This is a genomic window from Cellulomonas sp. NPDC055163 (assembly GCF_053607065.1).
In genome coordinates this window covers 56,301-83,098 of the sequence record NZ_JBSGSU010000011.1, presented here as the reverse complement: position 1 = coordinate 83,098, position 26,798 = coordinate 56,301, and the positions used below count along the sequence as shown (strand labels likewise).

Below are 26,798 nucleotides of genomic sequence, written 5' to 3'. Positions count from 1 at the left end.
GGACAGGGATCATGGTTCGACGGTGGTGAACCAGACACGGGCGGGGAACGTCTTTTTTCCCCCCCCCCCCCCCGCACCGTGCCGGGGCCATCGCGCCGTGCACGGGCCATCGCGCCGTGCCCGGCCCTCCACGCCGGGTTCGGCGGTACATGGGCACCGAGCGACTCGATACCGCATCTACGTCTGTTGTGTGCCCGCACCGACGCATGGGCGGCACCGATATGCGGTGGTCGGCGCGCACGTGCGGATCAGTCCGTCGAGGGGATGGGCGCCCGGCGGCACGTATCGGGCGTGACCCGGCGGATAGCCTGCCGGGCATGAACACGACCGACGACGCACCACGGACCGCGCGCCGGCGCACCGCGCCCGGTCCGCGCCGCCCCACCGCCCCGGACGGGATCGTCGTCGTGGACAAGCCTGCGGGGATGACCAGCCACGACGTCGTCGCACGGATGCGCCGGATCGCCGGGACGCGCAAGGTCGGCCACGCGGGGACCCTCGACCCGATGGCGACCGGGGTGCTCGTCGTCGGGGTCGGGCGCGCGACGCGGCTGCTCACGTACGTGGTCGGCGCGGACAAGGAGTACCGCGCGACGATCCGGCTCGGCGTCGGCACGACGACCGACGACGCCGAGGGCGAGGTCGCGGCCGTCGCCGACGCATCGGCCGTGACGCGGGACGACCTGTCCGCGCCCGTCGCCGCCCTCACCGGGCGCATCGAGCAGGTGCCGAGCTCCGTGAGCGCGATCAAGGTCGACGGCCAGCGCGCGTACGCCCGCGTCCGGGCCGGTGAGGACGTCGCGCTCGCGGCGCGCCCGGTCACCGTGAGCCGGTTCGACGTGCACGACGTGCGGCACGCCGGAGGCGGTGACGGGCTCGTGCCCACCGGCGTGGTGGACGTCGACGTCACGGTGGTGTGCTCGTCAGGCACCTACGTCCGGGCGCTCGCCCGCGACCTCGGTGCGGCGCTCGGCGTGGGCGGCCACCTGACCGCCCTCCGGCGCACCCGCGTCGGCGGCTACGACCTGGCCGGGGCCCGGACGCTGGACGAGCTGCTCGCCTGGCCCGAGGACGTCCCGCTCGACGTCCTCCCGCTCGCGGACGCGGCGCGGGCGATCTTCCCGGTCCGGGAGCTCACGGCGCAGGAGGCCGCGGCACTCTCGTACGGCAAGCGCATCGCGGCCCACCCCGAGACCGGAGGGCCGGACGAGCCGCGCGCCGCGGGGCCGGTCGCGGCGATCTCGCCGGAGGGGACCCTCGTCGCGCTGCTCGAGGAGCGGGGCGAGCACGCCGCACCGGTCCTCGTGTTCGCCCCCGCCTGACCGGCCCGTACCGCCCGGCCCGCCCGGCCCGGCCCGCGCCGACCGGCGTGCGGACGCAGCGTGCACCCGCCCGGTCGCGTCGCCCCCGCCGTCGTCCTGACCGGCGTTCAGGGACGGTCGAGCAGGAAGCGCAGCAGCCCGGTGAGCGAGAGGCCGTCGCCGATGCCGCCGTCGCGCGCGAGGGCACGCACCTCGTCGAGCGGGACCCACGCGACGCGCTCGGACTCGAACGCGTCCGCGGGCTCACCGACGTGCGTGGCGCCGTCGGCGACGAACACGTGGAAGGTCTGGTCGCTCGAGCCGTTGGTCGGGTGGTACCGGACGAGCGGGCGCAGCGGCCCGGGACGCCAACCGGTCTCCTCGAGCGTCTCGCGAGCCGCCGCGGCTGCGGGCGTCTCACCGTCCTCCAGGCGTCCGGCCGGGATCTCCCAGCCCCACGTGTCCGTGATGAAGCGGTGGCGCCAGAGCATCAGCACCCCGCGCCCACGGTCGTACACGACCGTGCCGGCGGCGTGCGCCGGCATCCGGACGACGTGGTGGTCGAGGCGGCCCACGCCGGGGACCTCGACGTCCACGAGCGCGACCCGTACCCAGGGGGAGTCGTACACGGTCCGCTCGCCGAAGGTCTGCCATCGCATCGTCCGACCCTAGGCCCGCGCGCCGCCGCCTCCCGAACCCGGTGCCCCCTCGCCGGGGTGGGCACGGTCCGGCGGGACCTCCCGTGCGTGGCAGGCTTGTCCCCGCCTGACCGGCCGCCACCGCGGCCCCGTCTCCGAGGAGCGCGAGTGCACCGCTGGACCGACCTTGTCGACGTGCCGGACGGCTTCGGCCCGTCCGTCGTGACGATCGGCAACTTCGACGGCGTGCACCGCGGCCACGTCAGCGTGCTGACCCGGCTCGTCGCGGACGCGCGCGCGTCCGGCGCGGCTGCGGTCGCGGTCACGTTCACACCGCACCCGCAGCAGGTGCACCACCCGGAGCACGCGCCGCCGCTGCTCACGGGTGACGCGGACCGTCTCGAGCTGCTCGCCGGGACCGGCCTGGACGCCGTGCTGCTCCTGCCGTACACGCTGGAGTTCGCGCGGCAGACGCCTGCCGAGTTCGTCGAGCGGTACCTCGTCGGCGGCCTCGCCGCGCGCACCGTCGTCGTGGGGCGCGACGTGCGCTTCGGCTGGGAGAACTCGGGCGACCTCGGCACGATGGTCGAGCTCGGGCGGCGGTACGGGTTCACGGTCGAGGTGCTCGAGGACGTCGTGCCCGAGCCCAGCGCGAGCGAGGGGGAGGGGCACCGCCGGTGGTCCTCGACCTGGGTCCGCGAGCTGCTCGACGCGGGCGACGTCGCGGGGGCCGCGCACGTGCTGGGGCGACCGCACCGGCTGCGCGGGGTCGTCGTGCACGGCGACGCCCGTGGGCGCGAGCTCGGCTTCCCGACGGCGAACCTGGCGACGGACGCGACCGGCATGGTGCCGGCCGACGGCGTCTACGCCGGCTGGCTGCGCCGGGTCGCCGGGCCCGGAGCGGCCGCGGCGGACGCGGCGCAGGTGCTGCCCGCGGCGGTGTCGATCGGGACCAACCCGACGTTCGCGGGGCTTCAGCGGCGCGTCGAGGCGTACGTGCTCGACCGCACGGACCTCGACCTGTACGACGACGAGGTCGTCCTCGAGCTCGTCGACCGGCTGCGCCCGACGGAGCGGTTCGACTCGGTCGAGGCGCTCGTCGAGCAGATGCACGAGGACGTCGCGCGTGCGCGTGCGGTCCTGGGGATCGGGCCTGCACCGACCGTCCGGTGAATTGGGCCGCAGGTCACCGGCTGGTAACATGCAGGTGCCGTCAGATCGGCCGCGGACCGAGAGCGCTCGGGTGGACATGCCCCGGAGCACCGCGCAACGAGTACACACCTGGAGAACCGTGCCCCTCGACAGTGCCACCAAGCAGTCCATCATGACCGAGTACGCGACCCACGAGGGCGACACCGGTTCCCCCGAGGTGCAGATCGCGATGCTCACGCAGCGCATCAAGGACCTCACCGAGCACCTCAAGGCGCACAAGCACGACCACCACAGCCGGCGTGGCCTGCTGCTCCTGGTCGGCCAGCGTCGCCGCCTCCTGGGCTACCTCCAGAAGGTCGACATCAACCGCTACCGCAGCCTGATCGAGCGTCTCGGCCTGCGCCGCTAGCACCTCGGACCAGCCCGGGCCCCCAGGGTCCGGGCTGGTTCCGCGTCGGGCACGTCCAGGTGGACGGGCCCGGCGGGCACGACGAGCACCACCAGCACCACCCACCGCGCCGACCACCCGTCCGGTCCTCGGTAGTGGCGTCCGGAGCCTCGCTCCGGGTGCCTCGATCGAAGACCGCCGTGGTCAGGCCGGCGCCTTCAACGAAGAGGAGGGCACCCATGGAGGGTCCCGAGATCCAGTTCGCCGAGGCAGTGATCGACAACGGTCGCTTCGGCACCCGCACCGTGCGCTTCGAGACCGGGCGCCTCGCCCGTCAGGCAGCCGGCGCGGCCGTCGCGTACCTCGACGGCGAGACCACGCTGCTGTCGGCCACCACGGCCGGCAAGCACCCGAAGGAGCAGTTCGACTTCTTCCCCCTGACGATCGACGTCGAGGAGCGGCAGTACGCCGCGGGCAAGATCCCCGGCTCGTTCTTCCGCCGTGAGGGCCGCCCCTCGACCGAGGCGATCCTCGCGTGCCGTCTCGTCGACCGCCCGCTGCGCCCCCTGTTCGTCAAGGGCCTGCGCAACGAGGTCCAGGTCGTCGTCACCGTCCTGTCGATCCACCCGGACGACGCGTACGACGTGCTCGCGATCAACGCCGCGTCGATCTCGACGCAGCTCTCGGGCCTGCCGTTCTCCGGCCCGGTCGCCGCGGTGCGCGTCGCGCTCATCGACGGCCAGTGGGTCGCGTTCCCCCGCTACTCCGAGCGCGAGCGCGCGACGTTCGACATGGTCGTGGCCGGTCGCGTCGTCGGCGACGACGTCGCGATCGCGATGATCGAGGCCGAGGCGCCCGAGAAGGCGTGGAACCTCATCAAGGAGGAGGGCGCGACCGCCCCCACCGAGGACGTCGTCTCGCAGGGCATCGAGGCCGCGAAGCCGTTCATCCGCGTGCTCGCCGAGGCGCAGGCCGACCTGGCCGCGCGCGCCGCGAAGCCCACGCAGGACTTCCCGGTCTTCCCCGAGTACCAGCCCGACGCGCTCGAGGCCGTCCACGCCGCGGCCGCCGGCCCGCTCGGCGAGGCGCTCACGATCGCGGACAAGCAGACCCGTGAGAACCGCCTCGACGAGGTCAAGGCCGAGGTCCTCGGCCAGCTCGGCGAGCAGTTCGCCGGGCGCGAGAAGGAGCTGTCCGCAGCCGTCCGCTCGATCACCAAGACGCTCATCCGCCAGCGCATCCTCACGGACGGCTTCCGGATCGACGGCCGTGGCCTGCGCGACATCCGCACGCTCTCGGCCGAGGTCGAGGTCCTGCCCCGCGTGCACGGCTCCGCGATCTTCGAGCGCGGCGAGACGCAGATCATGGGCGTCACGACGCTCAACATGCTCCGCATGGAGCAGCAGCTCGACACGCTCTCCCCGGAGACGCGCAAGCGCTACATGCACAACTACAACTTCCCGCCGTACTCCACGGGCGAGACGGGCCGCGTCGGTTCGCCGAAGCGCCGCGAGATCGGTCACGGGGCGCTCGCCGAGCGTGCGCTCATGACCGTCCTGCCGAGCCGCGAGGAGTTCCCCTACGCGATCCGCCAGGTCTCCGAGGCGCTCGGCTCGAACGGCTCGACGTCGATGGGCTCGGTCTGCGCCTCGACGCTCTCGCTGCTCAACGCCGGCGTCCCGCTGCGCGCGCCGGTCGCCGGCATCGCGATGGGCCTCGTCTCCGACCAGGTCGACGGCCAGACGCGGTACGCCGCGCTGACCGACATCCTGGGCGCCGAGGACGCGTTCGGTGACATGGACTTCAAGGTCGCCGGCACGCGTGAGTTCGTCACGGCCATCCAGCTCGACACGAAGCTCGAGGGCATCCCCGCCTCGGTGCTGACCGGCGCGCTGAACCAGGCCAAGGAGGCGCGCCTCGCGATCCTCGACGTCATCAACGAGGCGATCGACGCGCCCGACGAGATGAGCCCGTACGCCCCGCGCGTCATCACGGTCCAGGTCCCGGTCGACAAGATCGGCGAGGTCATCGGCCCGAAGGGCAAGATGATCAACCAGATCCAGGCCGAGACCGGTGCCGACATCTCCATCGAGGACGACGGCACGGTCTTCATCGGCGCCACCGACGGTCCGTCGGCGGAGGCCGCGCGGGCGGCGATCAACGCGATCGCCAACCCGCACATGCCCGAGATCGGCGAGCGCTTCGTGGGGACCGTCGTCAAGACGACCACCTTCGGCGCGTTCATCTCGCTGTCGCCGGGCAAGGACGGCCTTCTCCACATCTCGCAGATCCGCAAGCTCGTCGGCGGCAAGCGCGTGGAGAACGTCGAGGACGTGCTCGGTGTGGGCCAGAAGGTCCAGGTCGAGATCGGCGAGATCGACCCGCGCGGCAAGCTCTCGCTGCACGCGGTGATCGACGGGGCCGCGGCGACGGACGACGCGGCCTCGGCCGAGACCGTCGCCACCGAGCCGGCCGAAGCCTGACGTGCCGCTGGACCTCCCGCTCGCACGGCCCGGTGACCCGGGCAGCGAGCTGACCGCCGGGCAGGACGGCGACGCCATCGTGCGTCGTTCCGTCCTGCCCGGCGGGGTCCGCGTGCTCAGCGAGCACATGCCCGGCCTGCGCTCCGCGACGGTCGGGGCGTGGGTCGGCATCGGCTCGCGCGACGAGCGTGACGGGCACCACGGGTCGACCCACTTCCTCGAGCACCTGCTCTTCAAGGGCACGGCGCGGCGCAGCGCGATGGACATCGCGGAGGCGTTCGACGAGGTCGGCGGCGAGGCGAACGCGGCCACCGGCAAGGAGCACACGTGCTACTACGCACGCGTGCTCGACACCGACCTGCCTATGGCGGTCGACGTCATCGCGGACATGGTGACCTCCGCGCGCCTGGACACCGACGAGCTCGAGACCGAGCGCGGCGTCATCCTCGAAGAGCTCGCGATGAACGACGACGACCCGAGCGACGTCGTGCACGAGCGCTTCGCGGAGGCCGTGCTCGGCACGCACCCGCTCGGACGCCCGATCGGCGGCACCCCGGACACGATCCGGGCGGTCCCGCGCGACGCCGTCTGGGAGCACTACCGCGAGCACTACCGGCCGGCGACCCTCGTGGTCACGGCCGCGGGCGGCGTCGACCACGACGTGCTCGTCAAGCAGGTCGCGCACGCCCTCGCCGAGGGCGGGTGGGACCTCGCGGACGGCGCGGCACCGAACGCCCGCCGTCGCGCCGAGGACGTCGAGGGCGGCATCCCGGCGGAGGGCTCGCAGATCACGGTCTCGCGGACCACGGAGCAGGCGAACGTCATCGTCGGCGGCACCGGCCTCACCGCCACCGACCCGCGCCGGTTCACGCTCTCGGTCCTCAACGCGGTGCTGGGCGGCGGGATGTCCTCGCGCCTGTTCCAGGAGATCCGCGAGAAGCGCGGCCTCGCGTACTCGACCTACTCGTTCGCCTCGGGGCACGCCGACACCGGCGTCTTCGGGCTCTACGCCGGGTGCGCGCCGGGCAAGGTCGACGAGGTCACCGAGCTCCTCGTGTCCGAGTGGGAGCGCCTCGCCGACTCCGGCATCACCGCGGCGGAGCTCCAGCGCTCGATCGGTCAGCTCTCGGGCGGCATGGTCCTGGGCATGGAGGACACCGGGTCGCGGATGAGCCGGCTCGGGAAGTCCGAGCTCGTGCACGGCGAGCTGCTGTCGGTCGACGAGACGCTGGAGCGGATCCGGGGCGTGCGCGCCTCCGACGTCCAGGAGCTCGCGGCCGAGCTCGCGGCGCGGCCCCGGTCCCTCGTCCGGATCGGCCCCTTCGCGGCCTGATCCCGCCGCCGCACGTCGCCGGCCGAGCACCACGACCGCCCGTTCTCGCACCCCGCGAGAGCGGGCGGTCCGCGTCCGGGGGTGTGCGCCGGTCGGGGATGCTCGACGGTCGTGCGCGGACCCGGCGCGGTCGGCCGGCTCGGCGGGCCAGCCGTGCGGACGGCCCCCGCGGCCGGAGCGCGTCGGCCCGCCGGACCGGGGCGACGGCGGACCGCGGTGCGTCGCACGGCGACTAGGGTGGTCACCCGTGAGCGAGCAGATCAGGGTCGCCGTCCTCGGAGCCGCGGGACGCATGGGGTCGACGGTCGTCCGGGCTGTCGAGGCGGCGCCGGGCCTCGAGCTCGTCGCGGCGCTCGACGCCGGTACGGACGTGGGGGCCGCGGTGCGCTCCGCCGGTGCGCACGTCGCCGTCGACTTCACGGTGCCGAGCGCCACGGCCGAGAACGTGCGGGCGCTCGTCGACGCCGGGGTGCACGCGGTCGTCGGCACCACCGGCTGGACCCCCGAGGCGCTCGACACCGTGCGCGCGCAGCTCGCGACGCGGCCCGGCATCGGTGTGCTGATCGCCCCCAACTTCGCGCTCGGCGCGGTGCTCGCGATGACGTTCGCCGCGCGGGCGGCCCGCTACTTCGAGTCCGTCGAGGTGGTCGAGCTGCACCACCCGGACAAGGTCGACGCCCCGTCCGGCACCGCGCGGCACACCGCCCAGGCGATCGCCGCAGCACGGGCGCAGGCGGGGCTCGGCCCGAGCCCGGACGCGACGAGCACGACCCTGGACGGTGCGCGCGGCGCGGACGTCGACGGTGTGCGCGTGCACGCGGTCCGGCTGCGCGGGCTCACCGCGCACGAGGAGATCCTGCTCGGCAACCGCGGCGAGCAGCTGACGATCCGGCACGACTCGTTCGACCGCGAGAGCTTCATGCCGGGCGTCGTGCACGCGGTGCGCGTGGTCGCCGACCATCCCGGGCTGACCGTGGGCCTCGAGCACGTGCTCGACCTCGGGTGACGGCGTGACGGGCGGCCCGGCGCGCACCGGGGCGCGGTGGCGGTCGATCGCCGGTGCGGTCGGACTCACCGCGCTGCTCGCGCTCTACGTGTGGGCCGTGTCGGCGCGTGCGCTGACCCTGCTGCGCACGGGCGACCCTGTCGGCATCGGGCTCGGTGCGGCGGTCCTCGTGCTCCCGCTCATCGCCGTCTGGTTCGTCGTGCGCGAGTGGCTGCTCGCCGTGCACGTGCAGCGCATGGCCGACGAGCTGGCGGCGACCGGCGGGCTCCTCGCCGACGACCTGCCCCGCTCGCCCGGAGGGCGCATCGACCGCGCGGCCGCCGACGCGGCGTTCGAGTCCGTCCGCGCCGAGACCGAGAGCACGCCCGACGACTGGGGCTCGTGGTATCGACTCGCGTTCGCCTACGACGCCGCGGGGGACCGGCGCCGCGCACGGGCGGCGCTGCGCACGGCCGCTCGGCTGCACCGCGGGCGGTAGACCCGTCAGATGACGGCCGACCAGCGGTGCTCGCGGACCGTGAGGTCCTCTCCGCCCGGGCCCGTCCCCGTCGCGAGCGCACGGACCGCGTCGTCGGCGCCCAGGCCCGCGGAGGTGAGGAACTGCGCGCGGGCGGCGTCGCCGTCGAGCACCCAGGTCTGCAGGTGGTCGCTGCCGTCCTCGCGCAGGAGGTCGACGGCCGCCGCGAGCAGGCGCGATCCGTGGCCGACCCGCTGGGACGCGGGGGCCACCTCCAGCGCGAGCAGCTCACCGCCGGGAGCGGCGAGGGGCGTGTCCTCCGCGGCGGGCACGGGGGCGACGGCCGCGAAGCCCACGACGTCGGCGCCCTCGCACGCGACGAGCACGCGGTAGCCGCGCCCCGGGGGAGAGGTGATCGCCCGGGCCCATCGCTCGGCGAACGCGGCGCCGTCGAGCTGGGCGAGCACGTCCGGACCAAGCGTGGCGGCGTGCGCGCTGCGCCAGGCGTCGAGCTGGATCGCGGCGATCGCGAGCTCGTCGCCGGGGACCGCGGGGCGCACCGAGACGTCGGCCTGCTCGCTGAACAGGGCCATCACGGCGTCGCGGTGCGCGGTCGCGGGGCCGGGAGCAGGGGGAGGGGCACGACGGGCTCCGGGGGGCAGGGGTCGGGAGGGCGGTGCGTGCGGCGGGGCGGGCGTCGCTGCAGCCGTCCGAGGCAGGCTACCAACGGCGGTGGCACGCGCGGCGTCAGCGCTGCCGCCACGTGGACGGTGCGGTCCGCGCCGAACCCGCCAGGCGCGGCGGCGCAGCGGCCGGCCTTGGGCACGCTGTCCGGCGGCGACGCCACGGCCGGCGCTCGGTGCGGCGTCGCGCGACGGCGGCCGGCCCTGCGTGCGTGCCCGGTTCGCCAGAACGCGCGACGGCGTGCGGCTCGACCCCGGTCACGGCATGCCGAGCGCCCGCAGCACCCCGGCGGTCAGCGCGGCGGCGGCGACGACGACGACGAACGGCGCCCGCAGCGCGAGCGCGATCCCCGCGACCGCGAGCGCGGGCAGCCGCGCGTCCACGACGAGCGCCCGCCCGTCCGTGAGCGTCTGCACGCCGACGAGCGCCGAGAGCAGAGCGACGGTGACCAGGGCGGCGGTGCGGGCCACGCGCGGCTCGGCGAGCCAGTGCTCGGGCACGAGGTGGCCGACGAGCTTGATCGCGAAGCAGACCGCGGAGGCGGCGAGGATCGCGAGCCAGGTCATCGTGGAGGCGGTCACCGGCGCACCTCGCGGGCGGGCGTGCGCCAGCCGAGCAGGATCGCGACTGCGGCGGCGGCGAGGACCGGGATCCCGGCGGGCGCGAGCGGCGTGAGGACGAGCGCGACGACGACGGCGACCGCGGCGACGAGCCGGGCCGGCCCGGTCGCGAGCCGGGGCCACACGAGCGCGAGGAACGCTGCGGCTGCGGCCGCGTCGAGCCCGTACCGGCGCGGGTCGCCGAGCGCGTCGCCCAGCAGCGCACCGACGACGGTGAACGCGTTCCACAGCACGAAGACACCGACACCGGTCCACCAGAACCCGGCGCGAGCGGCCTGGGGATCGGCGTGCGCGGTGCCGACGGCGGTCGACTCGTCGATCGTGAGCTGGGCGGCGACCGTGCGGCGCAGGCCGCGGACCCCCAGCAGCGGAGCGACCTGGACGCCGTAGAGCCCGTTGCGGACGCCGAGCAGGCCCGCCGTCGCGACCGCGGCGCCGTACGCGCCCCCGGTGCCGACGACCCCGATGAAGGCGAACTGCGAGCCGCCCGAGAACATCAGCAGGCTCAGGGCCATCGTCTGCGGCAGGTCGAGCCCGGCGGCGACGGCGAGCGCCCCGAAGGACACCCCGTACAGCCCGGTCGCGACCGAGACCGAGACGGCCTGGCGGATCGCGGCGCGCACCTCGGCGCGACGGTCGTCGGTCGTCACGCCGTCACTGTCGCACACGAGCGCGACACCGCAGCGAGCGGTGCCGGTCTGCGAGCCGCCACCGCTCGTGCGGGTCGAGCCGGGCACCCGCCCGTCGTCCCGGCCGCGCGGCGCGGCACCGCGGCGGACGCCCCGGCGGTCGGCCGAGCGCCCCGCGTCAGAGCGACACGTACGTCGACTCGAGGTACTCCTCGATCCCCGCCTCGCCGCCCTCGCGCCCGAGCCCGGACTGCTTGACGCCGCCGAAGGGTGCGCTCGCGTCGGACACGAGCCCGCGGTTCACGCCCAGCATCCCGGCCTCGACCTGCTCCGCGAGGCGCATCACGCGCCCGACGTCGCGCGTGTACGCGTACGCCACGAGCCCGAAGTCGGTGCCGTTCGCGAGCGCGACCGCCTCGGCCTCGTCACCGAACGTGAGCACCGACGCGACGGGCCCGAACACTTCCTCGGCGACGACCCGGTCGTCCGGGGAGACCCCGCTGAGCACGGTCGGGGCGTAGAAGTGGCCTGCGAGCGGCAGGTCGGGCCGGGAGCCGCCGGTGCGCACCCGCGCGCCGCCGTCGACGGCCGCGGTGACGACCTCCTCGACGCGGTCGACCGCCGACTTCTCGATGAGTGGTCCGACGGTCGTGCCCTCCTCCGCGCCGTGCCCGACGACGAGCCGGTCGAACGCCTCGGTGAGTGCCGCGGTGAACTCGTCGGCGACCCCGCGCTGCACCAGGAACCGGTTCGCGGCGACGCACGTCTGCCCGGAGTTGCGCATCTTGGCGGTCACCGCGCCCTCGACGGCGGCGGCGACGTCCGCGTCGTCGAACACGAGGAACGGCGCGTTGCCGCCGAGCTCCATCGACGTCCGCAGGACGCGCTGCGCGGCGCCCGCGAGCAGCGTGCGGCCGACCTCGGTCGACCCGGTGAAGGAGAGCTTGCGCAGGCGGGGGTCGGCGAGCAGCGGCTCGGTCAGGGCGCGGGCCGACGAGCTCGGCACGACGTTGATCACCCCGGTGGGCAGGCCGCGGGCCTCGAGCTCGGCCCGCACGATCTCCGCGAAGAACGACGTCGTCAGCGGGGTGAGCTGCGCGGGCTTGATGACGACCGGGCAGCCGGCCGCGAGCGCCGGGGCGACCTTGCGCGTGATCATCGCGATCGGGAAGTTCCAGGGCGTGATGAGGAGCGCCGGGCCGACCGGGCGGCGCAGGACGAGCTGGTGGTTGGCGCCCGAGGGGGCCTTGCGCGTGAGCCCGTCGATCCGCACGGCCTGCTCGGCGTACCAGCGCACGTAGTCGGCGGCGTACGCGACCTCGGCGCGCGACTCGGCGAGCGGCTTGCCGCCCTCCGCGGTGACGAGCGCCGCGACGTCGTCGGTGCGGGCGACGAGCGCCTCGTAGACCGCGCGCAGGAGCTCGGAGCGCTCGCGCGGGGCGACGGCGCGCCACTGCGCCCACGAACGGTCGGCGCTGTCGAGGGCGGCGAGCGCGTCGTCGGGCCCCGCGTCGGCGACCTCGAGGATCGTGTCGGTCGTGGCGGGGTCCGTCACGGCGAACGTGGCCCCGGAGGAGGCAGGGCGCCACGTCCCGTCGACCAGGAGACCGGTCGGGACGCGCTCGGCGACGGTGGCGGGCAGCGTGGTGGAGGTCGTCATCGGGCCAGTCTTGCCCGGCGTGGGACGGGGCGCCACGGTCCGGCGGACGCCTCCCGCGGCTGCCCGAGCCGGGGACCTAGGATGCAGGCCATGACGGAAGCGGCCACGAACCCGGTGTCGACCCCGTACGAGGACCTCCTGAGGCTCGTGCTCGAGACCGGGACCCCCAAGTCGGACCGCACCGGCACGGGGACGCGCAGCCTCTTCGGCCACCAGCTGCGCTACGACCTGTCGGCGGGCTTCCCGCTGGTCACCACGAAGCGTGTGCACCTGAAGTCGGTCGTCCTCGAGCTGCTGTGGTTCCTGCGCGGCGACTCCAACGTCGGCTGGCTGCGCGAGCAGGGCGTGACGATCTGGGACGAGTGGGCCGACGCCGACGGGGACCTCGGTCCCGTGTACGGCGTGCAGTGGCGCTCGTGGCCGACGCCGGGCGGCGGCGAGGTCGACCAGCTCGCCCAGGTCATCGAGGCGATCCGCCGGGACCCCGACTCGCGCCGGCTCGTCGTCTCGGCGTGGAACGTCGCGGACATCCCGTCGATGGCGCTCGCCCCGTGCCACGCGCTCTTCCAGTTCTACGTGGCCGACGGCCGGCTCTCGTGCCAACTCTACCAGCGCTCCGCCGACCTGTTCCTCGGCGTGCCGTTCAACCTCGCCTCGTACGCGCTGCTGACGCACATGGTCGCCCAGCAGACCGGGCTCGCCGTCGGCGACCTCGTGTGGACGGGTGGCGACTGCCACATCTACGACAACCACGTCGACCAGGTCCGCGAGCAGCTCACGCGCGCGCCCTATCCCTACCCGACCCTGGCGCTGCGGCCGGCCGAGTCGATCGACGCGTACACGCTCGACCACGTCGAGGTCGTCGGCTACCGCCACCACCCGCGCATCGCCGCGCCGATCGCCGTCTGAGGGTCGGCCGTGAGCATCGCCCTGATCTGGGCGCAGACGCTCGACGGCGTCATCGGCGTCGAGAACACGCTGCCGTGGCGGCTGCCCGAGGACCAGGCCCGCTTCCGGGCGCTGACCACCGGGCACCCGGTGATCATGGGCCGCGCGACGTGGGAGTCGCTGCCCGAGCGGTTCCGGCCCCTGCCCGGCCGGGAGAACGTCGTCCTGTCGCGGCGCCCGGGGTACGTGGCCGAGGGCGCGACCGTCGCACCGACGCTCGCCGACGCGCTCGCGCTCGTCGGGGACCGCGACGTCTGGGTGATCGGGGGAGGTGCGGTCTACGAGGCCGCGATCGCGCGCGCCGACCGCCTCGAGGTGACCGAGGTCGACGCCGTGCTCGCGGGCGACACCTACGCGCCCGTGGTCGACGGCGAGTGGGAGGTCGTCGAGCGCGTCCCGGCTGCCGGCTGGTGCACGTCGACCGGGCCGGACGGGCTGCGGTACCGCTTCGTCACGTACGAGCGCGCGGCGCGCTGAGCCCCGGTCACCCCGCGTCGCGGCCGGCCGCTCGCGCGCGCTCGTCGAGGATCTCGACGAGGCGCCCGACGCGGTCCGTCATGACGGCGTCGACCCCGAGGTCGAGCACGAGGCGCAGCTCGGCGTCGGTGTTCGGCGTCCAGCAGCACGTGCGGATGCCGAAGACCGCCATCGCCTCGACGGTCGCAGGCGCCAGGAGCCGGAACCACGGGTTGTAGAGCTGCGGCCGCAGCTGCGCGAGCAGCCGCACGTCGGGCGGCGTCAGGCTGTCGTCGTTGAGGTAGACGGTCGCGCCCGGGTCGGCGGCCCGGATCTCGAGCAGGCCGTGGGTCGAGCCGCAGAACGCCGTCGCGTCCGCCCGCGCCTCCCGGACGACGCGCAGCGCCGGCAGCGCGGCGACGGGGTGCTTCTGGTCCAGCACGAGCGGGACGCCTGCGCCGTCCGCGACCTCCAGCAGCTCCGCGAGCCGCGGCACGCGCACGTCCCCGTCGCCGAGCCGGGAGATCTCCGGCCACGTCATCGCGGCGACCGGCCGCGGATCGTCCCAGAGCCGGGCGAACGTGTCGTCGTGCAGCACGACGACCGTCCCGTCCGCCGCGAGCTGGACGTCGACCTCGATCGCGTCGGCGCCCTGACGGGCTGCGGCGAGCACCGCCGCGACGGTGTTCTCCCGGTGGTCCACGGGGTCGCCGCGGTGAGCGATGGCGAGCGGGCGGTCGGCAGCGGCCACGGGGTCCTCCGGTGTCGGGCGTCGGTGCGCAGCCCCGATCCCACACCGTCGCGCGCGTCCGGGCCGGTGGGCGCGCCGCGCCGGGGGACCACCTGACGAGCACGGACGGTCGTCCGGGCGGCTCGGGACGGTAGTTTGGGGCCATGCCTCGCGCCACCTCGACCGCGCGCCCGTTCGGTGCCGTGCTCACCGCCATGGTCACGCCGATGACCCCGGACGGTGCGATCGACGTCGACTCGGCCGTCCGGCTCGCGACCCACCTCGTCGACCACGGCCACGACGGGCTCGTGCTCAACGGCACGACCGGCGAGGCGTCGACCACGCACGCGCCGGAGAAGGCGGAGCTCATCGCGGCCGTCGTCGACGCCGTCGGCGACCGCGCGAGCATCGTGGCGGGCGCCGGCTCGAACGACACCGCGCACGCCGTCCGCATGGCCGAGCAGGCCGCGGACGCCGGCGCGCACGGGCTGCTCGTCGTCAGCCCCTACTACTCGCGGCCGTCGCAGGAGGGTGTGTACCGCCACGTCGTCGCGGTCGCGGACTCGACCCCGCTGCCCGTCATGCTGTACGACGTCCCGGGCCGCACCGGGGTCCGCTTCGCCGCGGACACCCTGGCCCGGCTCGCCGCGCACGACCGTGTGATCGCCGTGAAGGACGCGTCGGGCGACCTCTACGCGAGCCTGACCGCGATCGAGCGGACCGGCCTGGCCTGGTACTGCGGCGACGACAGCGCCTACCTGGCGATGCTCGCGCACGGCGCTGCCGGCATCGTGAGCGTCGTCGGCCACGTCGCCGGCACGCGCCTCGCCGAGGTCACCGCCGCCTTCGACGCCGGCGACACCACGCGCGCCCTGCACGTCTTCCGGTCGATCGTCCCGGCGATCGACGCGCTCAACGGAGCCGGCTTCCAGGCGGTCGCCGCCAAGGCCGCCGTCGAGGCCCTCGGCCTCATCCCGAACCGACACATGCGGCTGCCGCTGGTGGCCGCCTCCGACGACGAGGCGGACGGGGTGCGCGCCGGAGTGCGCGCAGCCGGTCTCCTCGACGTCGTGCCCAGCTGACCCAGGAGAACCATGAGCCATCCCCACCCCGAGCTGACCCTGCCGCCCGCCCTCCCCGAGGGTGCGCTCCGCGTCGTCGCTCTCGGCGGGCTCGGGGAGGTCGGCCGCAACATGGCCGTCCTCGAGTACGCCGGCCGCCTGCTCGTCATCGACTGCGGCGTGCTGTTCCCCGAGGACCACCAGCCCGGCGTCGACCTGATCCTCCCGGACTTCGAGTACATCCGGGACCGGCTCGACGACATCGAGGCGATCGTGCTCACGCACGGCCACGAGGACCACATCGGCGCGGTCCCGTACCTGCTGCGCCTGCGCCGCGACATCCCGCTCGTCGGGTCGCAGCTGACGCTCGCGTTCGTCGAGGCGAAGCTCAAGGAGCACCGCATCAACCCGCTGACCCTCGCGGTCCGCGAGGGTCAGACGGAGCAGCTCGGCGTCTTCGAGTGCGAGTTCGTCGCGGTCAACCACTCGATCCCCGACGCGCTCGCCGTCGCGGTGCGCACCGGCGCCGGCACGGTCCTGCACACCGGTGACTTCAAGATGGACCAGCTGCCGCTCGACGGGCGCGTGACGGACCTGCGTGCGTTCGCGCGGCTCGGCGAGGCCGGCGTGGACCTGTTCATGGTCGACTCGACCAACGCTGAGGTCCCCGGCTTCGTCACGGGCGAGCGCGAGATCGGCCCCGTCCTCGACGGCGTGTTCGCGGACTCCGCGAAGCGCATCATCGTCGCGTCGTTCGCCTCGCACGTGCACCGCGTGCAGCAGGTGCTCGACGCCGCGCACGCGCACGGCCGCAAGGTCGCGCTCGTCGGCCGCTCGATGGTCCGCAACATGACGATCGCGTCGGAGCTCGGCTACCTCAAGGTCCCCGAGGACGTGCTCGTCGACCAGAAGCAGATCGAGCGCCTCCCCGACGACGAGGTCGTGCTCATGTGCACCGGGTCGCAGGGCGAGCCGATGGCGGCGCTGTCCCGCATCGCGAACAACGACCACAAGATCTCGGTCGGGCACGGCGACACCGTGATCCTCGCGTCCTCGCTCATCCCCGGCAACGAGAACGCCGTGTACCGGGTGATCAACGGGCTGACCCGCCTCGGTGCGCGCGTCGTGCACGGCGGCAACGCAAAGGTCCACGTCTCGGGCCACGCGAGCGCCGGCGAGCTCCTGTACTGCTACAACATCCTCAAGCCGCGGAACGTCATGCCCGTGCACGGCGAGGTGCGCCACCTCGTCGCGAACGCGGCGCTCGCGGTCAAGACCGGTGTCCCGGCCGACCGGGTCGTGCTCGCCGAGGACGGCGTGGTCATCGACCTCATCGACGGGCGGGCGCGCGTCGTCGGCGCCGTGCCGTGCGGGTACGTGTACGTCGACGGCTCGAGCGTCGGGGAGATCACCGAGGTCGAGCTCAAGGACCGGCGCATCCTCGGCGAGGAGGGCTTCATCTCGATCTTCGCCGTCGTGAGCTCGGCCGACGGCAAGGTCCTCGCGGGACCGCAGATCCACGCGCGCGGGTTCGCCGAGGACGACGCGGTGTTCGAGGGGATCATGCCCGAGCTGGTGCAGGCGCTCGAGGACGCGGCCCGCGGCGGGGCGTCCGACACCCACCAGCTGCAGCAGGTCGTGCGGCGCATCGTGGGCCGCTGGGTGTCGAACCGCCTGCGGCGCCGCCCCATGATCATCCCGGTCATCGTCGAGGCGTAGCCGAGCGCACGTCAGAGCCGGCAGGTCGGCGGGTCCCACCCGGTCGCCTGCCGGCTCTCGTGCGACCGGACGTGCGGCCCCCGCCGGCTCGCGAGCCCGTCAGCCCGGAGCCGCGGTGCGTGCCACCTCAGGTGCGGCGGGCTCACCGGCCGCGTCCGAGCGGGGCCGACGGCGCGGCCGGCCCCGGACGGACGCCGCCGCGGAACCGGCGACGATCAGCACGGCGGCGACGACGACGGCGGCCGTGACCGGCTCGTCGAGCACCACGGCGCCGAGCGCGACCGCGACGAGCGGGTTGATGTACGCCACCAGCGTCGAGCGGGCCGCGCCGACCTCGCTGATCAGGCGGAAGAACAGCACGAACGCGAGCGCGGTGCACACGAGCCCGAGCGCGGCGAGCGACCCCAGTGCGGCCGGCCCCGGCATCGGGTGCGGCCCGGTGAGCAGCACGACCGGCACGTAGACGAGTGCCGACAGCGACAGGCACACCGCCGTCAGCGTCACGGCGGGAACGCCCTGCAGCGACCTCGCCGCGATGATCGGCGCCGCGGCGTACCCGAGCGCGGCCAGCAGCACCTGGGCGAGCGGCCACGCCTCTGCGGCGCCGGACCCGGGCCCGGCGAGGACCGCGACCCCGGCGAGACCCACCGCGAGGCCGACCCAGCGGACGCCCGCCACGGGCAGCCGGTCGCCCACGAGCCGGCCCAGCACCACGGCCATGATGGGGACCGTCGCGACGAGCAGCCCCGTGGTCGAGCTCGCGAGCGTCCGCTCCGCGTTCGACAGCAGCACCCACGGGCCGACGATCTCGAGCGCGGCGAACGCCGCAACCGCGCGCCACCGCCCGCGCAGGGCGCGCAGACCGTCGCCGCGCAGCGCGAACGGCAGCAGGACCACGGCGCCCAGCGCCGTCCGCACCAGGACGAGCATCGGCGGGCTGACGTCCTCGACCGCGATCTTGATGAGCAGGTACGGCACGCCCCAGATGACACCGACGGCGACGAGCAGCACCCAGCCGCGGCGGCTCATGCGCCGGCCCGCACGAGCGTGAGGCCGCGGTGCGCCGCGAGCCGTTCCTGCTCCGCCTCGACGGCCCGCTGCACGGCAGGGGACCACGGCTCCCAGGCGTCGACGATCACGGTGAGCCTGCGCCCGGAGGCCTTGGGCCGCCACGTGCCGAGCACCTCGCCGTCGACGAGCACGGCGCCGGGACGGCCGAGCGTGCGCCACAGGTCCTTCTGCCGCGCGGGGTCGGCGACGAGCAGCGACCGGTCGCGGGCCTGGAGGTAGAGGTCGAACGGCCCGAGCAGCCGGACGACGGGGTCGCCGGCGACGGTGGTCGCGCGGCCGGTGCCCGCGTCGGCGGCCAGGAGGGCGTCGGCGTCGGCCTCGAGGACCCAACGGGTCTCGCCCTCGACGACGACCTCGCGCACGTCGCGCGGCCAGTGCGCGGTGACGTCCGCGAGCATGGCGTCGAGGTGGCTCGCGACGTCGTGAGGCGTCGCCGGCCCGAGGTGGTGCAGGTAGGCGCGCACGACGTCGAGCCGCTCCACCGGTTCCGGCCCGGGGCCTCGCGCGCCGGGGAACGTTGCCGGAGTCAGGTCGGCGACCTGGTCGGGCGGCCAGCCCGGGACCCGGCGCAGGACCGGCGGTGACGTCCCGGGCTCGAGCTCGAGGCCCGCGTGCAGCGCGGCGAGCCGGAACGGCATCTCGTACAGGTGCGTCGCGTCGCACGGGCGGCAGTAGCGCAGGTACGGCTCGGGCATCGCCTCGGTGAGCCGCGTCGACATCACGCCCTTGACCGTGGGCTCGGCGACGATGCGGCGCATCTCCTGGGCGACGGCGGCGAGCGCGTCCGGCACCTCGATGCCCGCCTCGTGCAGCGGCTTGCTCGCGTCGTACACGCGCTTGGCAGCGTCGGCGGGGGAGTAGGGGCGCAGCGCGACCTCGACACCCGGCAGGTCGGCCCGGCGGTAGGCGTGCGGCGCACCGCGGACCGTCCACGCGAGCGCGAGCTCGGCGGGCCACCGCGCGGCGTCGGCCTCGACGGGCACACCGCGGTTGGCGAGCGACCACGCGGCACCACCGGTGCCGGTGTCCTGCACGCCGAGGTCGAGCACGTCGGCGTCGTCCGGTCGGCGGGCGGTGTCCACGGCCCGGTCGAGCTGCTGGGCACGCACGCGGTGCCGCAGGACCTGCGCCCGGCTGACCGGCAGGGCCGTCCCCGCGCCGGACTCGGGGCTCGTCCCGGGCCCGGTGCTCACGGCGGCCGCTCGTGCACCGCCGGCACCTCGCCGGTCGCTCCCGGCCGTCGTCGTCCCGTCCTTGCTGCTCGTCCGCGCGCGCGCCATGCCGCCACCTCCGGCCCCAGGCTGCCACCCGCCACCGACACGCAGGACGGGTCCGCGGGCCGTCGCGCGGCCCGGTGGCGACTTCGGCAGGACTTCGGTGTCCGGCGGCGGCATCTGGCCGTCGGCGACACCCGCACCCGCGCCCGCGCCGACGCCCCAGCGGCGCCGCGAGCGACGACGCAGCACTCCCGCGGGGGCGCCGCGCGCGACGACTCAGGACTCCCGCAGCGGCGCTGCGAGCGACGACGCAGGACGCCCGCGGGGTCGCCGCGGGCGACGACGCAGCCCGGCCCGCGGCCGCGTCGGCCTAGCGGTCGCCCTGCGTGCTCGCGAGCACCGCGGCGCCCACCGCGCCGAGCGCGCCGCGGAACCGCTCGTCCTGCTCCGCCGGAGCGCCGGGGAGCAGGCCGGCGAGCTCGAGCCCGACGAGCCCGTGCACGAGCCCCCAGAGCTGCACCGCGAGCGCCCGGGCGTCGCCGTCGCGCCGCGGTGCCCCGCTCGCGGCGAGGACGCGCTCGACGGCGTCCCGGAGCACGACGAAGGTGGGGTGCTCGGTCGCGGGGCCCTGCGTCGGCTCCTGCGCGCCCACGCGGGCCGCCTCGAACATCACCCGGTAGAAGTGCGGGTCGGTGAGCGCGCTCGTGCGGTACGCCACGCCGAGGGCGAGCAGGTCCGCCGCCGGGTCGTCCGTCGCGTCGACCCGTGCGAGGTGCGCGGCGAACCGGCGGAACGCCTCGTCCCCGACCGCGCGCACGAGCTCGTCGCGGCCGCCGAAGAGCGCGTACACGGCCGAGGCCGACGTGCCGGCGCTCGCCGCCACGTCGCGTACGCGTAGCGCGTCGACCCCGGACCCGGATATGGCGGTGGACGCGACCTCGAGCAGCCGCTCGCGCAGGGCGTCGTCGTGCAGTCGGGGGCGGGGCATGTGGCGAGTGTAGAACCCTTGACGCGCGTTCACGAACGGTGTTCTATAACAACGTTCGCAAACTGAGGAGGATGGCATGATCGAGCTCACCGAGGCCGCCCGCACGACCGCCGGGATCGTCGCCCTCACCGTCGTCGCGATCGAGTCGGGCGGGTACTTCCTCGTCCGGGTCGGGACCGGGAAGGTGCCCGTGACCGAGTTCCAGCGCGGCTTCTACCGCGCGGGGCACGCACACGCCGGCGTGCTCGTGACCCTGGGCCTCGTCTGCCTCCTGCTCGGCGAGGCCACGGCGCTGTCGGGTGCCGCGCGCTGGCTCGCGCAGACCGGCGTGCTCGTCGCGGCCGTCGTCATGCCCATGGGGTTCTTCTTCTCCGCGATGGGGCCGGGGCGTGAGCGCCCGAGCCGGTGGGTCGCACTGCTGCCCGTGGGTGCGACGGTCCTCGCTGCCGGAGTCGTGACGCTCGGGATCGGGCTGCTCACCGCGTGACGAGCAGCCGCCGGGGTCGTGCGAGGGCTTCACCGCGTGACCAGCGGGCGCCGGGGTCGTGCAAGGGCCGGCCCCGTGGCGCGGCGCCGACACGCACGCGCACCGGTGCTCCCGGCCGCGGGGCCCCACCGCGGCTACCGTGAGGACCATGGCGACCCGTACGTCCTCCTCGACCCCCCGTGCGGGCGGGTCCGCCGCGTCGTCCCAGGCCAGGGGCGGGGCCCGCACCGGTGCACGCGGCGCCTCGACCCGCCCCGCCGGCCGGACGCCCAAGCAGGCGCCGCCGCACCGCCCGGCCCTTCCGCTGCGGATCGTGCGCGGCGTCTGGATGGGCTGCGCGCACCTGCTGGGCGGCACCGCACGCCGCGTCGGGCAGGGCGCGCGCGACCTCGACCCCGCGCACCGGCGCGACGGCATCGCGTTCACCCTGCTCGCGCTCGCGATCGTCGTCGCGGCACGTGAGTGGTGGGGCCTGTCCGGGACTGCCGGCGACGTCATCCACGACGTCGTGGCCGGGACGTTCGGGCAGGTCGGCGTCGCGGTCCCGGTCGCGCTGCTCGCCACCGCGGTGCGCCTCATGCGCCACCCCGAGCTCGCGCAGGCCAACTCGCGCATCGGCATCGGCTTCTCCGCGATCGGGCTCGCCGCGTGCGGCGGGATCCACCTCGAGGCGGGTCTCCCGGCGCCGGCCGACGGCTTCGGGCCCGTGCAGGACGCGGGCGGCGTCATCGGCTACCTCGTCGCGACCCCGCTCGAGAGCCTGCTCACCGCGTGGGTCGCCGTCCCGCTGCTCGTGCTGCTCGCGTTCTTCGGCGTCCTCGTGGTGACCGCGACGCCGGTGCACCAGATCGTGCCGCGCCTGCGAGCGGGCTACGACCGGCTCACCGGCAACCAGCGCAGGCTCGACGCGCCGCTCGACCCCGACGACGCACCGCTGGTCATCCACGCCGGCCACAGCGCGCTGCCGGAGATCGAGGCCGCGCCGAAGAAGAAGCCGCGCGGTCGCCTCGGGCTGCGCAAGCCGCGGGCCGAGACCCCGCCCGACCTCACGGACACCGAGCTGCTCGACGGCTACGAGGGCGACGAGGCGTTCGAGCGCGCGGCGATCGTCGCCGCGCGCGAGGAGGCCGAGCGGGAGGCCGCCGAGGCCGAGGCCGCCGCCCAGGCCGACGCGACGCCGACGACGGCAGTTCCGGCCGCCGGCACCCCCGCCGCGGCAGCACGCCGCCCGCTCGCCCCGCCGCCCACCGCCCCGGTGCCGCGCGGGGAGCAGCCCATGCTCGAGGGTGACGTGCTCTACACGCTGCCCTCGGAGGAGGTGCTCGCGAAGGGCGCCCCGCACAAGGTCCGCTCCGCCGCGAACGACCGCGTCGTCGAGGCGCTCACGACCGTGCTCGACCAGTTCGAGATCGACGCGCAGGTCACGGGCTTCACGCGCGGGCCCACCGTCACGCGCTACGAGGTCGAGCTCGGCCCGGCGGTCAAGGTCGAGCGCGTCACGGCGCTCTCGAAGAACATCGCCTACGCGGTCGCCAGCGCCGACGTGCGCATCCTGTCGCCGATCCCCGGCAAGTCCGCGATCGGCATCGAGATCCCGAACACCGACCGCGAGACGGTGTCGCTCGGCGACGTGCTGCGCTCGAGCGCCGCACGCCGCAGCGAGCACCCCATGGTCATCGGCGTCGGCAAGGACGTCGAGGGTGGCTACGTCGTCGCCAACCTCGCGAAGATGCCGCACCTCCTCGTCGCCGGCGCGACCGGCGCGGGCAAGTCGAGCTTCGTGAACTCGATGATCGTCTCGGTCCTCATGCGCTCGACGCCGGACGAGGTCCGCATGGTGCTCGTCGACCCCAAGCGCGTCGAGCTCACGATCTACGAGGGCATCCCGCACCTCATCACGCCGATCATCACGAACCCGAAGAAGGCCGCCGAGGCGCTCGAGTGGGTCGTGCGCGAGATGGAGGCGCGCTACGACGACCTCGCGATGTTCGGGTTCAAGCACGTCGACGACTTCAACACCGCAGTGCGCGCCGGCAAGGTCAAGCCGCTGCCGGGCTCCGAGCGCAAGATCGCGACCTACCCGTACCTGCTGGTCATCGTCGACGAGCTCGCCGACCTCATGATGGTCGCCCCGCGCGACGTCGAGGCGTCCATCCAGCGCATCACCCAGCTCGCGCGCGCCGCCGGCATCCACCTGGTCCTCGCGACCCAGCGGCCCAGCGTCGACGTCGTCACGGGGCTCATCAAGGCCAACGTGCCGTCGCGGCTCGCGTTCGCGACCTCGTCCCTGACGGACTCGCGCGTCGTGCTCGACCAGCCGGGCGCCGAGAAGCTCATCGGTCAGGGCGACGCGCTGTTCCTGCCCATGGGCGCCGCCAAGCCGATGCGAACGCAGGGCGCCTGGGTCTCGGAGAGCGAGATCCACGCCGTCGTCGAGCACGTCAAGAAGCAGCTCAAGCCCAGCTACCGCGAGGACGTCGCCGTCACGGTGGCGAAGAAGCAGGTCGACGAGGACATCGGCGACGACCTCGACTTGCTGCTGCAGGCGGCGGAGCTCGTCGTGACGACCCAGTTCGGCTCGACGTCGATGCTCCAGCGCAAGCTCCGCGTCGGCTTCGCGAAGGCGGGGCGGCTCATGGACCTGCTCGAGTCGCGCGAGATCGTCGGGCCGTCCGAGGGCTCGAAGGCCCGCGAGGTGCTCGTGCAGCCGGACGACCTGCCCGGGACGCTCGCGATGCTGCGGGGCGACCACGGGGAGCCGCCGGCGTCCGGGCCCGACGACGACCGCTACGCGTCCTCCGACGGCGCGATGCCGGGGGACCCGCCCGTGGCCCCGGACTACCACGACGACGCGGACGAGTCCCCCGACCCCGGGCGCCTCGGCTTCGGGACGCGGTGACGCCGGTGCGCCGCCGCGCGACGGGCTCGACCGGGCGTCGCCCCGGGACCCTCAGGGCGCAGGGCGCCCCGAGGCACCCGTAGGCTGTCGACGTGGTCGCAGCCGTCCCCTCCCGAATGAACGTCGCGAACGCGCTGACCGTCCTGCGGATCGTGCTCGTGCCGTTCTTCGCCGTCGCGCTCCTCGCCGACGGCGGTCACACGGTGCGCTGGCGGCTCGTCGCGACGGGCATCTTCGTGCTCGCCGCGGTCACGGACCGGTTCGACGGGCACATCGCGCGCCGCTCGAACTCCGTGACGGACCTCGGCAAGATCCTCGATCCCATCGCGGACAAGCTGCTCATCGGCACGGCGTTCGTCCTGCTGTCCTACCTCGGCGACCTGCCCTGGTGGGTCACCGTGGTCGTCCTGGCCCGGGAGCTCGCGATCACGGTCATGCGGTTCTTCCTGCTGCGCTACCTGGTGCTGCCGGCGTCGCGTGGGGGCAAGGCGAAGACGGTGCTGCAGTCCGTCGCGATCGGCCTGTACCTCCTGCCGCTCGACCACCTGCCGGGCGTCGTCGAGGTCGTCGCGGCGGTCGTGATGGCGGCCGCGGTGGTGGTCACGCTCGCGACCGGCGTCGACTACGTGCGCACCGCGCTGCGGGTGCGGCGCGCCGAGCACCGGCCGCCCGCGACCGCGCACTGACCGGGTCCCGTCGCGCATGACCGACTCGCCGTACGGCGCCGCCCCGGGCGCCGGGCAGCGCCCCGCGCGGCTCGCCGAGCGGCTGCTCGCCGGGCTCGCGCTGCGAGGGTGGACCGTCGCGGTCGCCGAGTCGCTCACCGGGGGGCTGGTCGTCGCGGAGCTCGTGGCCGTGCCCGGTGCCTCCCAGGTGGTCCGCGGCGGGGTGGTGGCGTACGCGACGGACCTCAAGGCGTCGCTCCTCGGCGTCGACCGCCGGCTGCTCGAGGTGCGTGGTGCGGTCGACCCGGACGTCGCGTACGCGATGGCCGAGGGCGTGCGGGCGTGCATGGGTGCCGACGTGGGTCTCGCGACGACCGGGGTCGCCGGTCCGGACCCGCAGGACGGTCAGTCGCCGGGGACGGTGTTCGTCTCCGTCGTCGGGCCCGCCGGCGCTCACGTGCGCGCGCTCGTGCTCCCGGGGGACAGGACCCAGGTCCGTGCGGGCGCGTGCGACGCGGTGCTCGCCCTCGCGCGTGATCTTGTCGCTCCCATGGGGTGAATGTCGTGTGGAGGCGCTGCACGGAGGGGAACACCGGGGTCACCATGGGCGTTGGGATGGTCGTGATGAACACCAGACCGGCGGCTCGACCCGGAACCGCGCGCACGAGCGGCGCGAGGTACGGTGGAAGTATCCCCGCGAGGGGACGTACGGGTGTCACGGTGGGGGTCGGGACCAGGTCCTCTCTCCCGACGCCCGCACAGGGTGAGGATCGAGACGCGAGAGGGGGACGCCAGATGGTCGTACTGCGCCGCGAGATCGGCGATGTGCTGCGGGATGCCCGGCAGCGGCAGGGTCGCACCCTGCGTGAGGTGTCCTCCGCGGCTCGGGTGTCCCTCGGGTACCTGAGCGAGGTGGAACGGGGTCAGAAGGAGGCGTCGTCGGAGCTGCTCGGCAGCATCTGCGACGCGCTCGACGTCCCCCTGTCGCTCGTGCTCCGTGAGGTGAGCGACCGTGTCGCCGTGGCCGAGGGTCTGCTGATCCCGGACACCGTGCCTGCGGACCTGACTGCGTCGTTCGGCGGACCCGCCGATGGTGGTTGGGCCCGATCCCGTTCGGAGCTGGCTCCGATCGGCTGAGAGCTGACGCCCGGCCCGGGGAGCCCCTCGAGGTCGGCCGAGACGACGGACCCGTGGTCGCGTGCCGCTGCGCGACCGCGGGTTTCGTGCGTTCGGGGGCTGCTCGACGCGCTCGTGGACGCGCGCGGCGCCCGTCAGGGCGGGAGCGCCGCGGCACGCACACCCGATGCGCACGACGGGCGTGCGTGCGGCGCACGAACGGGTGTGCGTGCGGCGCAGGGCGGGTGTGCGTGCGGCGCACGGCCCCCGTCCGTCCCGGTGCTCGCGCTCAGGCGTGCTGGCAGCGTGGGCAGTAGAACACCGGGCGCTCCATCGGCGGCGTGCGCGCCTGACCCTTCTCGATCGGCGTCCCGCAGCGCCGGCACGGCTGCCCCGCGCGGCCGTGGACGCGGCTCGTGGCCCGGAAGCCCTGCTCGCCGGTCGCCGTCGGGATCCGGGCCTCGACCGAGCGCATCATCATCGCGCGGGCCACCCCGAGCAGGCGCTCGGGATCCGGCACCTCGTCCGCCGGGGTCCACGGCCAGAGCCCGACCGCGAACAGCGGCTCGGCCATGTAGATCGTGCCCATCCCGGCGACGACCCGCTGGTCGAGCATCACGTCGCAGACGGGCTCCGACCCGCGCTCGCCCCAGCGCCGCAGCCCCTCGACGAGCCCGACGGTCGGGAAGTCGGGCGCGAGGATGTCCGGCCCCAGGTGCCCGACGAGCGTGTGCTCCTCGCTCGTCGGTACCACGTCGAGCATCCCGAGGCGCTCACCCACGGTCGTCCACAGCGCGTTCCCGAGCACCGCGCGGACCCACGTGCCCGACGCCCGGGCGTCCGGGGTGCCAGTGCGCGCGATGCGCCACGACCCCTCCATGCGCAGGTGCGTGTGCAGGGTCCGCCCGTCGTCGAAGCGCGTGAGCAGGTGCTTGCCGTACGACACGTTCTCGAGCACGGTGCGGCCGACGAGGTCGACGGTCGCGGCCGACGGCCAGCGCAGCTCGGCCCGCACGAGGACGCGCCCCGCGAGTGCGAGGTCCATGCGCGTCGCGGTGCGCCGCAGGATGTCACCCTCGGGCACGGCGCA

The 26,798-nt window shown here is 74.8% G+C and carries 26 protein-coding genes; 16 read left to right on the top strand and 10 right to left on the bottom strand.

Going from position 1 to position 26,798, the window contains the following annotated elements; all coding sequences use genetic code 11:
* The first annotated feature begins 317 nt into the window (after positions 1 to 317).
* Positions 318 to 1,322: a tRNA pseudouridine(55) synthase TruB gene (gene truB, locus ACWFNE_RS18980; protein ID WP_452123976.1), complete on the top strand. Its 1,005-nt coding sequence runs from the start codon at positions 318 to 320 to the stop codon at positions 1,320 to 1,322.
* A gap of 107 nt (positions 1,323 to 1,429) precedes the next feature.
* Here truB and ACWFNE_RS18975 read toward each other — a convergent pair whose 3' ends face one another.
* The gene (locus ACWFNE_RS18975; protein ID WP_452123975.1) at positions 1,430 to 1,960 is read right to left on the bottom strand and encodes an NUDIX hydrolase; all 531 of its coding nucleotides are present in this window, start codon (positions 1,958 to 1,960) and stop codon (positions 1,430 to 1,432) included.
* Positions 1,961 to 2,107: 147 nt separating this feature from the next.
* Here ACWFNE_RS18975 and ACWFNE_RS18970 point away from each other — a divergent pair, with 147 nt between their 5' ends.
* From ACWFNE_RS18970 to ACWFNE_RS18945, 6 genes are all read left to right on the top strand, one after another.
* Positions 2,108 to 3,112 (top strand): bifunctional riboflavin kinase/FAD synthetase, encoded by a 1,005-nt coding sequence (locus ACWFNE_RS18970; protein ID WP_452123974.1) that lies wholly within the window; start codon positions 2,108 to 2,110, stop codon positions 3,110 to 3,112.
* Positions 3,113 to 3,230: 118 nt separating this feature from the next.
* Positions 3,231 to 3,500, top strand: coding sequence for a 30S ribosomal protein S15 (gene rpsO / locus ACWFNE_RS18965; protein WP_034628123.1), 270 nt, complete (start codon positions 3,231 to 3,233; stop codon positions 3,498 to 3,500).
* A gap of 218 nt (positions 3,501 to 3,718) precedes the next feature.
* Positions 3,719 to 5,962: a polyribonucleotide nucleotidyltransferase gene (locus tag ACWFNE_RS18960; protein ID WP_452123973.1), complete on the top strand. Its 2,244-nt coding sequence runs from the start codon at positions 3,719 to 3,721 to the stop codon at positions 5,960 to 5,962.
* Position 5,963: 1 nt separating this feature from the next.
* Positions 5,964 to 7,295 carry a M16 family metallopeptidase gene (locus ACWFNE_RS18955; RefSeq protein WP_452123972.1) on the top strand — a complete coding sequence of 444 codons (1,332 nt, stop codon included), beginning with the start codon at positions 5,964 to 5,966 and terminating at the stop codon, positions 7,293 to 7,295.
* Between the two features lie 247 nt (positions 7,296 to 7,542).
* Positions 7,543 to 8,301, top strand: a complete 759-nt coding sequence (gene dapB / locus ACWFNE_RS18950; protein WP_452123971.1) for a 4-hydroxy-tetrahydrodipicolinate reductase — start codon at positions 7,543 to 7,545, stop codon at positions 8,299 to 8,301.
* Positions 8,302 to 8,305: 4 nt separating this feature from the next.
* Positions 8,306 to 8,779: a hypothetical protein gene (locus ACWFNE_RS18945; protein WP_452123970.1), complete on the top strand. Its 474-nt coding sequence runs from the start codon at positions 8,306 to 8,308 to the stop codon at positions 8,777 to 8,779.
* A gap of 5 nt (positions 8,780 to 8,784) precedes the next feature.
* On the opposite strand, the gene ACWFNE_RS18940 is transcribed toward ACWFNE_RS18945, so the two are convergent.
* From ACWFNE_RS18940 to ACWFNE_RS18925, 4 genes are all read right to left on the bottom strand, one after another.
* Positions 8,785 to 9,351 (bottom strand): N-acetyltransferase family protein, encoded by a 567-nt coding sequence (locus tag ACWFNE_RS18940; RefSeq protein ID WP_452123969.1) that lies wholly within the window; start codon positions 9,349 to 9,351, stop codon positions 8,785 to 8,787.
* Positions 9,352 to 9,699: 348 nt separating this feature from the next.
* Positions 9,700 to 10,008, bottom strand: a complete 309-nt coding sequence (locus ACWFNE_RS18935) for an AzlD domain-containing protein (protein ID WP_452123989.1) — start codon at positions 10,006 to 10,008, stop codon at positions 9,700 to 9,702.
* A gap of 11 nt (positions 10,009 to 10,019) precedes the next feature.
* On the bottom strand, positions 10,020 to 10,712 hold the full coding sequence (locus tag ACWFNE_RS18930) for an AzlC family ABC transporter permease (RefSeq protein ID WP_452123968.1): 693 nt from the start codon (positions 10,710 to 10,712) through the stop codon (positions 10,020 to 10,022).
* A 157-nt stretch (positions 10,713 to 10,869) separates the two neighbouring features.
* The gene (locus ACWFNE_RS18925; RefSeq protein WP_452123967.1) at positions 10,870 to 12,351 is read right to left on the bottom strand and encodes an NAD-dependent succinate-semialdehyde dehydrogenase; all 1,482 of its coding nucleotides are present in this window, start codon (positions 12,349 to 12,351) and stop codon (positions 10,870 to 10,872) included.
* A gap of 90 nt (positions 12,352 to 12,441) precedes the next feature.
* Between ACWFNE_RS18925 and ACWFNE_RS18920 the strand changes: the two genes are divergently transcribed.
* Positions 12,442 to 13,260 (top strand): thymidylate synthase, encoded by an 819-nt coding sequence (locus ACWFNE_RS18920; RefSeq protein WP_452123966.1) that lies wholly within the window; start codon positions 12,442 to 12,444, stop codon positions 13,258 to 13,260.
* A gap of 9 nt (positions 13,261 to 13,269) precedes the next feature.
* Positions 13,270 to 13,776, top strand: coding sequence for a dihydrofolate reductase (locus tag ACWFNE_RS18915; protein WP_452123965.1), 507 nt, complete (start codon positions 13,270 to 13,272; stop codon positions 13,774 to 13,776).
* A 7-nt stretch (positions 13,777 to 13,783) separates the two neighbouring features.
* Here the strand turns inward: ACWFNE_RS18915 and ACWFNE_RS18910 are convergent, their stop codons facing one another.
* Positions 13,784 to 14,506, bottom strand: a complete 723-nt coding sequence (locus ACWFNE_RS18910; RefSeq protein ID WP_452123964.1) for a glycerophosphodiester phosphodiesterase — start codon at positions 14,504 to 14,506, stop codon at positions 13,784 to 13,786.
* A 143-nt stretch (positions 14,507 to 14,649) separates the two neighbouring features.
* Here ACWFNE_RS18910 and dapA point away from each other — a divergent pair, with 143 nt between their 5' ends.
* Positions 14,650 to 15,567: a 4-hydroxy-tetrahydrodipicolinate synthase gene (gene dapA / locus ACWFNE_RS18905; protein ID WP_452123963.1), complete on the top strand. Its 918-nt coding sequence runs from the start codon at positions 14,650 to 14,652 to the stop codon at positions 15,565 to 15,567.
* Between the two features lie 12 nt (positions 15,568 to 15,579).
* Positions 15,580 to 17,265, top strand: a complete 1,686-nt coding sequence (locus ACWFNE_RS18900) for a ribonuclease J (RefSeq protein WP_452123962.1) — start codon at positions 15,580 to 15,582, stop codon at positions 17,263 to 17,265.
* A 99-nt stretch (positions 17,266 to 17,364) separates the two neighbouring features.
* On the opposite strand, the gene ACWFNE_RS18895 is transcribed toward ACWFNE_RS18900, so the two are convergent.
* From ACWFNE_RS18895 to ACWFNE_RS18885, 3 genes are all read right to left on the bottom strand, one after another.
* On the bottom strand, positions 17,365 to 18,294 hold the full coding sequence (locus ACWFNE_RS18895) for a DMT family transporter (RefSeq protein WP_452123961.1): 930 nt from the start codon (positions 18,292 to 18,294) through the stop codon (positions 17,365 to 17,367).
* Positions 18,291 to 19,616, bottom strand: coding sequence for a DNA glycosylase AlkZ-like family protein (locus ACWFNE_RS18890; protein ID WP_452123960.1), 1,326 nt, complete (start codon positions 19,614 to 19,616; stop codon positions 18,291 to 18,293). Before ACWFNE_RS18890 ends, ACWFNE_RS18895 begins: the two co-directional genes overlap by 4 nt.
* Positions 19,617 to 19,923: 307 nt before the next feature.
* Positions 19,924 to 20,541, bottom strand: coding sequence for a TetR/AcrR family transcriptional regulator (locus ACWFNE_RS18885; protein WP_452123959.1), 618 nt, complete (start codon positions 20,539 to 20,541; stop codon positions 19,924 to 19,926).
* A gap of 76 nt (positions 20,542 to 20,617) precedes the next feature.
* On the opposite strand from ACWFNE_RS18885, the gene ACWFNE_RS18880 reads away from it, so the two are divergent.
* The 5 genes from ACWFNE_RS18880 (at position 20,618) to ACWFNE_RS18860 (ending at position 25,729) form a co-directional block, all read left to right on the top strand.
* Positions 20,618 to 21,028 carry a hypothetical protein gene (locus ACWFNE_RS18880; protein ID WP_452123958.1) on the top strand — a complete coding sequence of 137 codons (411 nt, stop codon included), beginning with the start codon at positions 20,618 to 20,620 and terminating at the stop codon, positions 21,026 to 21,028.
* A 148-nt stretch (positions 21,029 to 21,176) separates the two neighbouring features.
* Complete coding sequence (locus tag ACWFNE_RS18875; protein WP_452123957.1) at positions 21,177 to 23,927, top strand: DNA translocase FtsK 4TM domain-containing protein; 2,751 nt, start codon at positions 21,177 to 21,179, stop codon at positions 23,925 to 23,927.
* Between the two features lie 92 nt (positions 23,928 to 24,019).
* Complete coding sequence (gene pgsA / locus ACWFNE_RS18870; RefSeq protein WP_452123956.1) at positions 24,020 to 24,613, top strand: CDP-diacylglycerol--glycerol-3-phosphate 3-phosphatidyltransferase; 594 nt, start codon at positions 24,020 to 24,022, stop codon at positions 24,611 to 24,613.
* 16 nt (positions 24,614 to 24,629) lie between these two features.
* Positions 24,630 to 25,151 carry a CinA family protein gene (locus ACWFNE_RS18865; RefSeq protein ID WP_452123955.1) on the top strand — a complete coding sequence of 174 codons (522 nt, stop codon included), beginning with the start codon at positions 24,630 to 24,632 and terminating at the stop codon, positions 25,149 to 25,151.
* 236 nt (positions 25,152 to 25,387) lie between these two features.
* Positions 25,388 to 25,729 carry a helix-turn-helix domain-containing protein gene (locus tag ACWFNE_RS18860; RefSeq protein WP_412871613.1) on the top strand — a complete coding sequence of 114 codons (342 nt, stop codon included), beginning with the start codon at positions 25,388 to 25,390 and terminating at the stop codon, positions 25,727 to 25,729.
* A 268-nt stretch (positions 25,730 to 25,997) separates the two neighbouring features.
* Here the strand turns inward: ACWFNE_RS18860 and ACWFNE_RS18855 are convergent, their stop codons facing one another.
* Entirely contained in the window at positions 25,998 to 26,792 is a 795-nt protein-coding gene (locus ACWFNE_RS18855; RefSeq protein ID WP_452123954.1) for an Fpg/Nei family DNA glycosylase, read from the bottom strand.
* Positions 26,793 to 26,798: the final 6 nt, after the last annotated feature.

Bases quoted from the DNA above. Each gene is read 5' to 3' on its own strand.
- truB (WP_452123976.1), top strand. From the start codon at position 318: ATGAACACGACCGACGACGCACCACGGACCGCGCGCCGGCGCACCGCG.
- ACWFNE_RS18875 (WP_452123957.1), top strand. From the start codon at position 21,177: ATGGCGACCCGTACGTCCTCCTCGACCCCCCGTGCGGGCGGGTCCGCC.
- ACWFNE_RS18895 (WP_452123961.1), bottom strand. From the start codon at position 18,294: ATGAGCCGCCGCGGCTGGGTGCTGCTCGTCGCCGTCGGTGTCATCTGG.
- ACWFNE_RS18865 (WP_452123955.1), top strand. From the start codon at position 24,630: ATGACCGACTCGCCGTACGGCGCCGCCCCGGGCGCCGGGCAGCGCCCC.
- dapA (WP_452123963.1), top strand. From the start codon at position 14,650: ATGCCTCGCGCCACCTCGACCGCGCGCCCGTTCGGTGCCGTGCTCACC.
- ACWFNE_RS18935 (WP_452123989.1), bottom strand. From the start codon at position 10,008: ATGACCTGGCTCGCGATCCTCGCCGCCTCCGCGGTCTGCTTCGCGATC.
- ACWFNE_RS18975 (WP_452123975.1), bottom strand. From the start codon at position 1,960: ATGCGATGGCAGACCTTCGGCGAGCGGACCGTGTACGACTCCCCCTGG.
- ACWFNE_RS18925 (WP_452123967.1), bottom strand. From the start codon at position 12,351: ATGACGACCTCCACCACGCTGCCCGCCACCGTCGCCGAGCGCGTCCCG.
- ACWFNE_RS18960 (WP_452123973.1), top strand. From the start codon at position 3,719: ATGGAGGGTCCCGAGATCCAGTTCGCCGAGGCAGTGATCGACAACGGT.
- ACWFNE_RS18900 (WP_452123962.1), top strand. From the start codon at position 15,580: ATGAGCCATCCCCACCCCGAGCTGACCCTGCCGCCCGCCCTCCCCGAG.
- ACWFNE_RS18880 (WP_452123958.1), top strand. From the start codon at position 20,618: ATGATCGAGCTCACCGAGGCCGCCCGCACGACCGCCGGGATCGTCGCC.
- ACWFNE_RS18885 (WP_452123959.1), bottom strand. From the start codon at position 20,541: ATGCCCCGCCCCCGACTGCACGACGACGCCCTGCGCGAGCGGCTGCTC.
- ACWFNE_RS18860 (WP_412871613.1), top strand. From the start codon at position 25,388: ATGGTCGTACTGCGCCGCGAGATCGGCGATGTGCTGCGGGATGCCCGG.
- ACWFNE_RS18920 (WP_452123966.1), top strand. From the start codon at position 12,442: ATGACGGAAGCGGCCACGAACCCGGTGTCGACCCCGTACGAGGACCTC.
- ACWFNE_RS18940 (WP_452123969.1), bottom strand. From the start codon at position 9,351: ATGGCCCTGTTCAGCGAGCAGGCCGACGTCTCGGTGCGCCCCGCGGTC.
- ACWFNE_RS18890 (WP_452123960.1), bottom strand. From the start codon at position 19,616: ATGGCGCGCGCGCGGACGAGCAGCAAGGACGGGACGACGACGGCCGGG.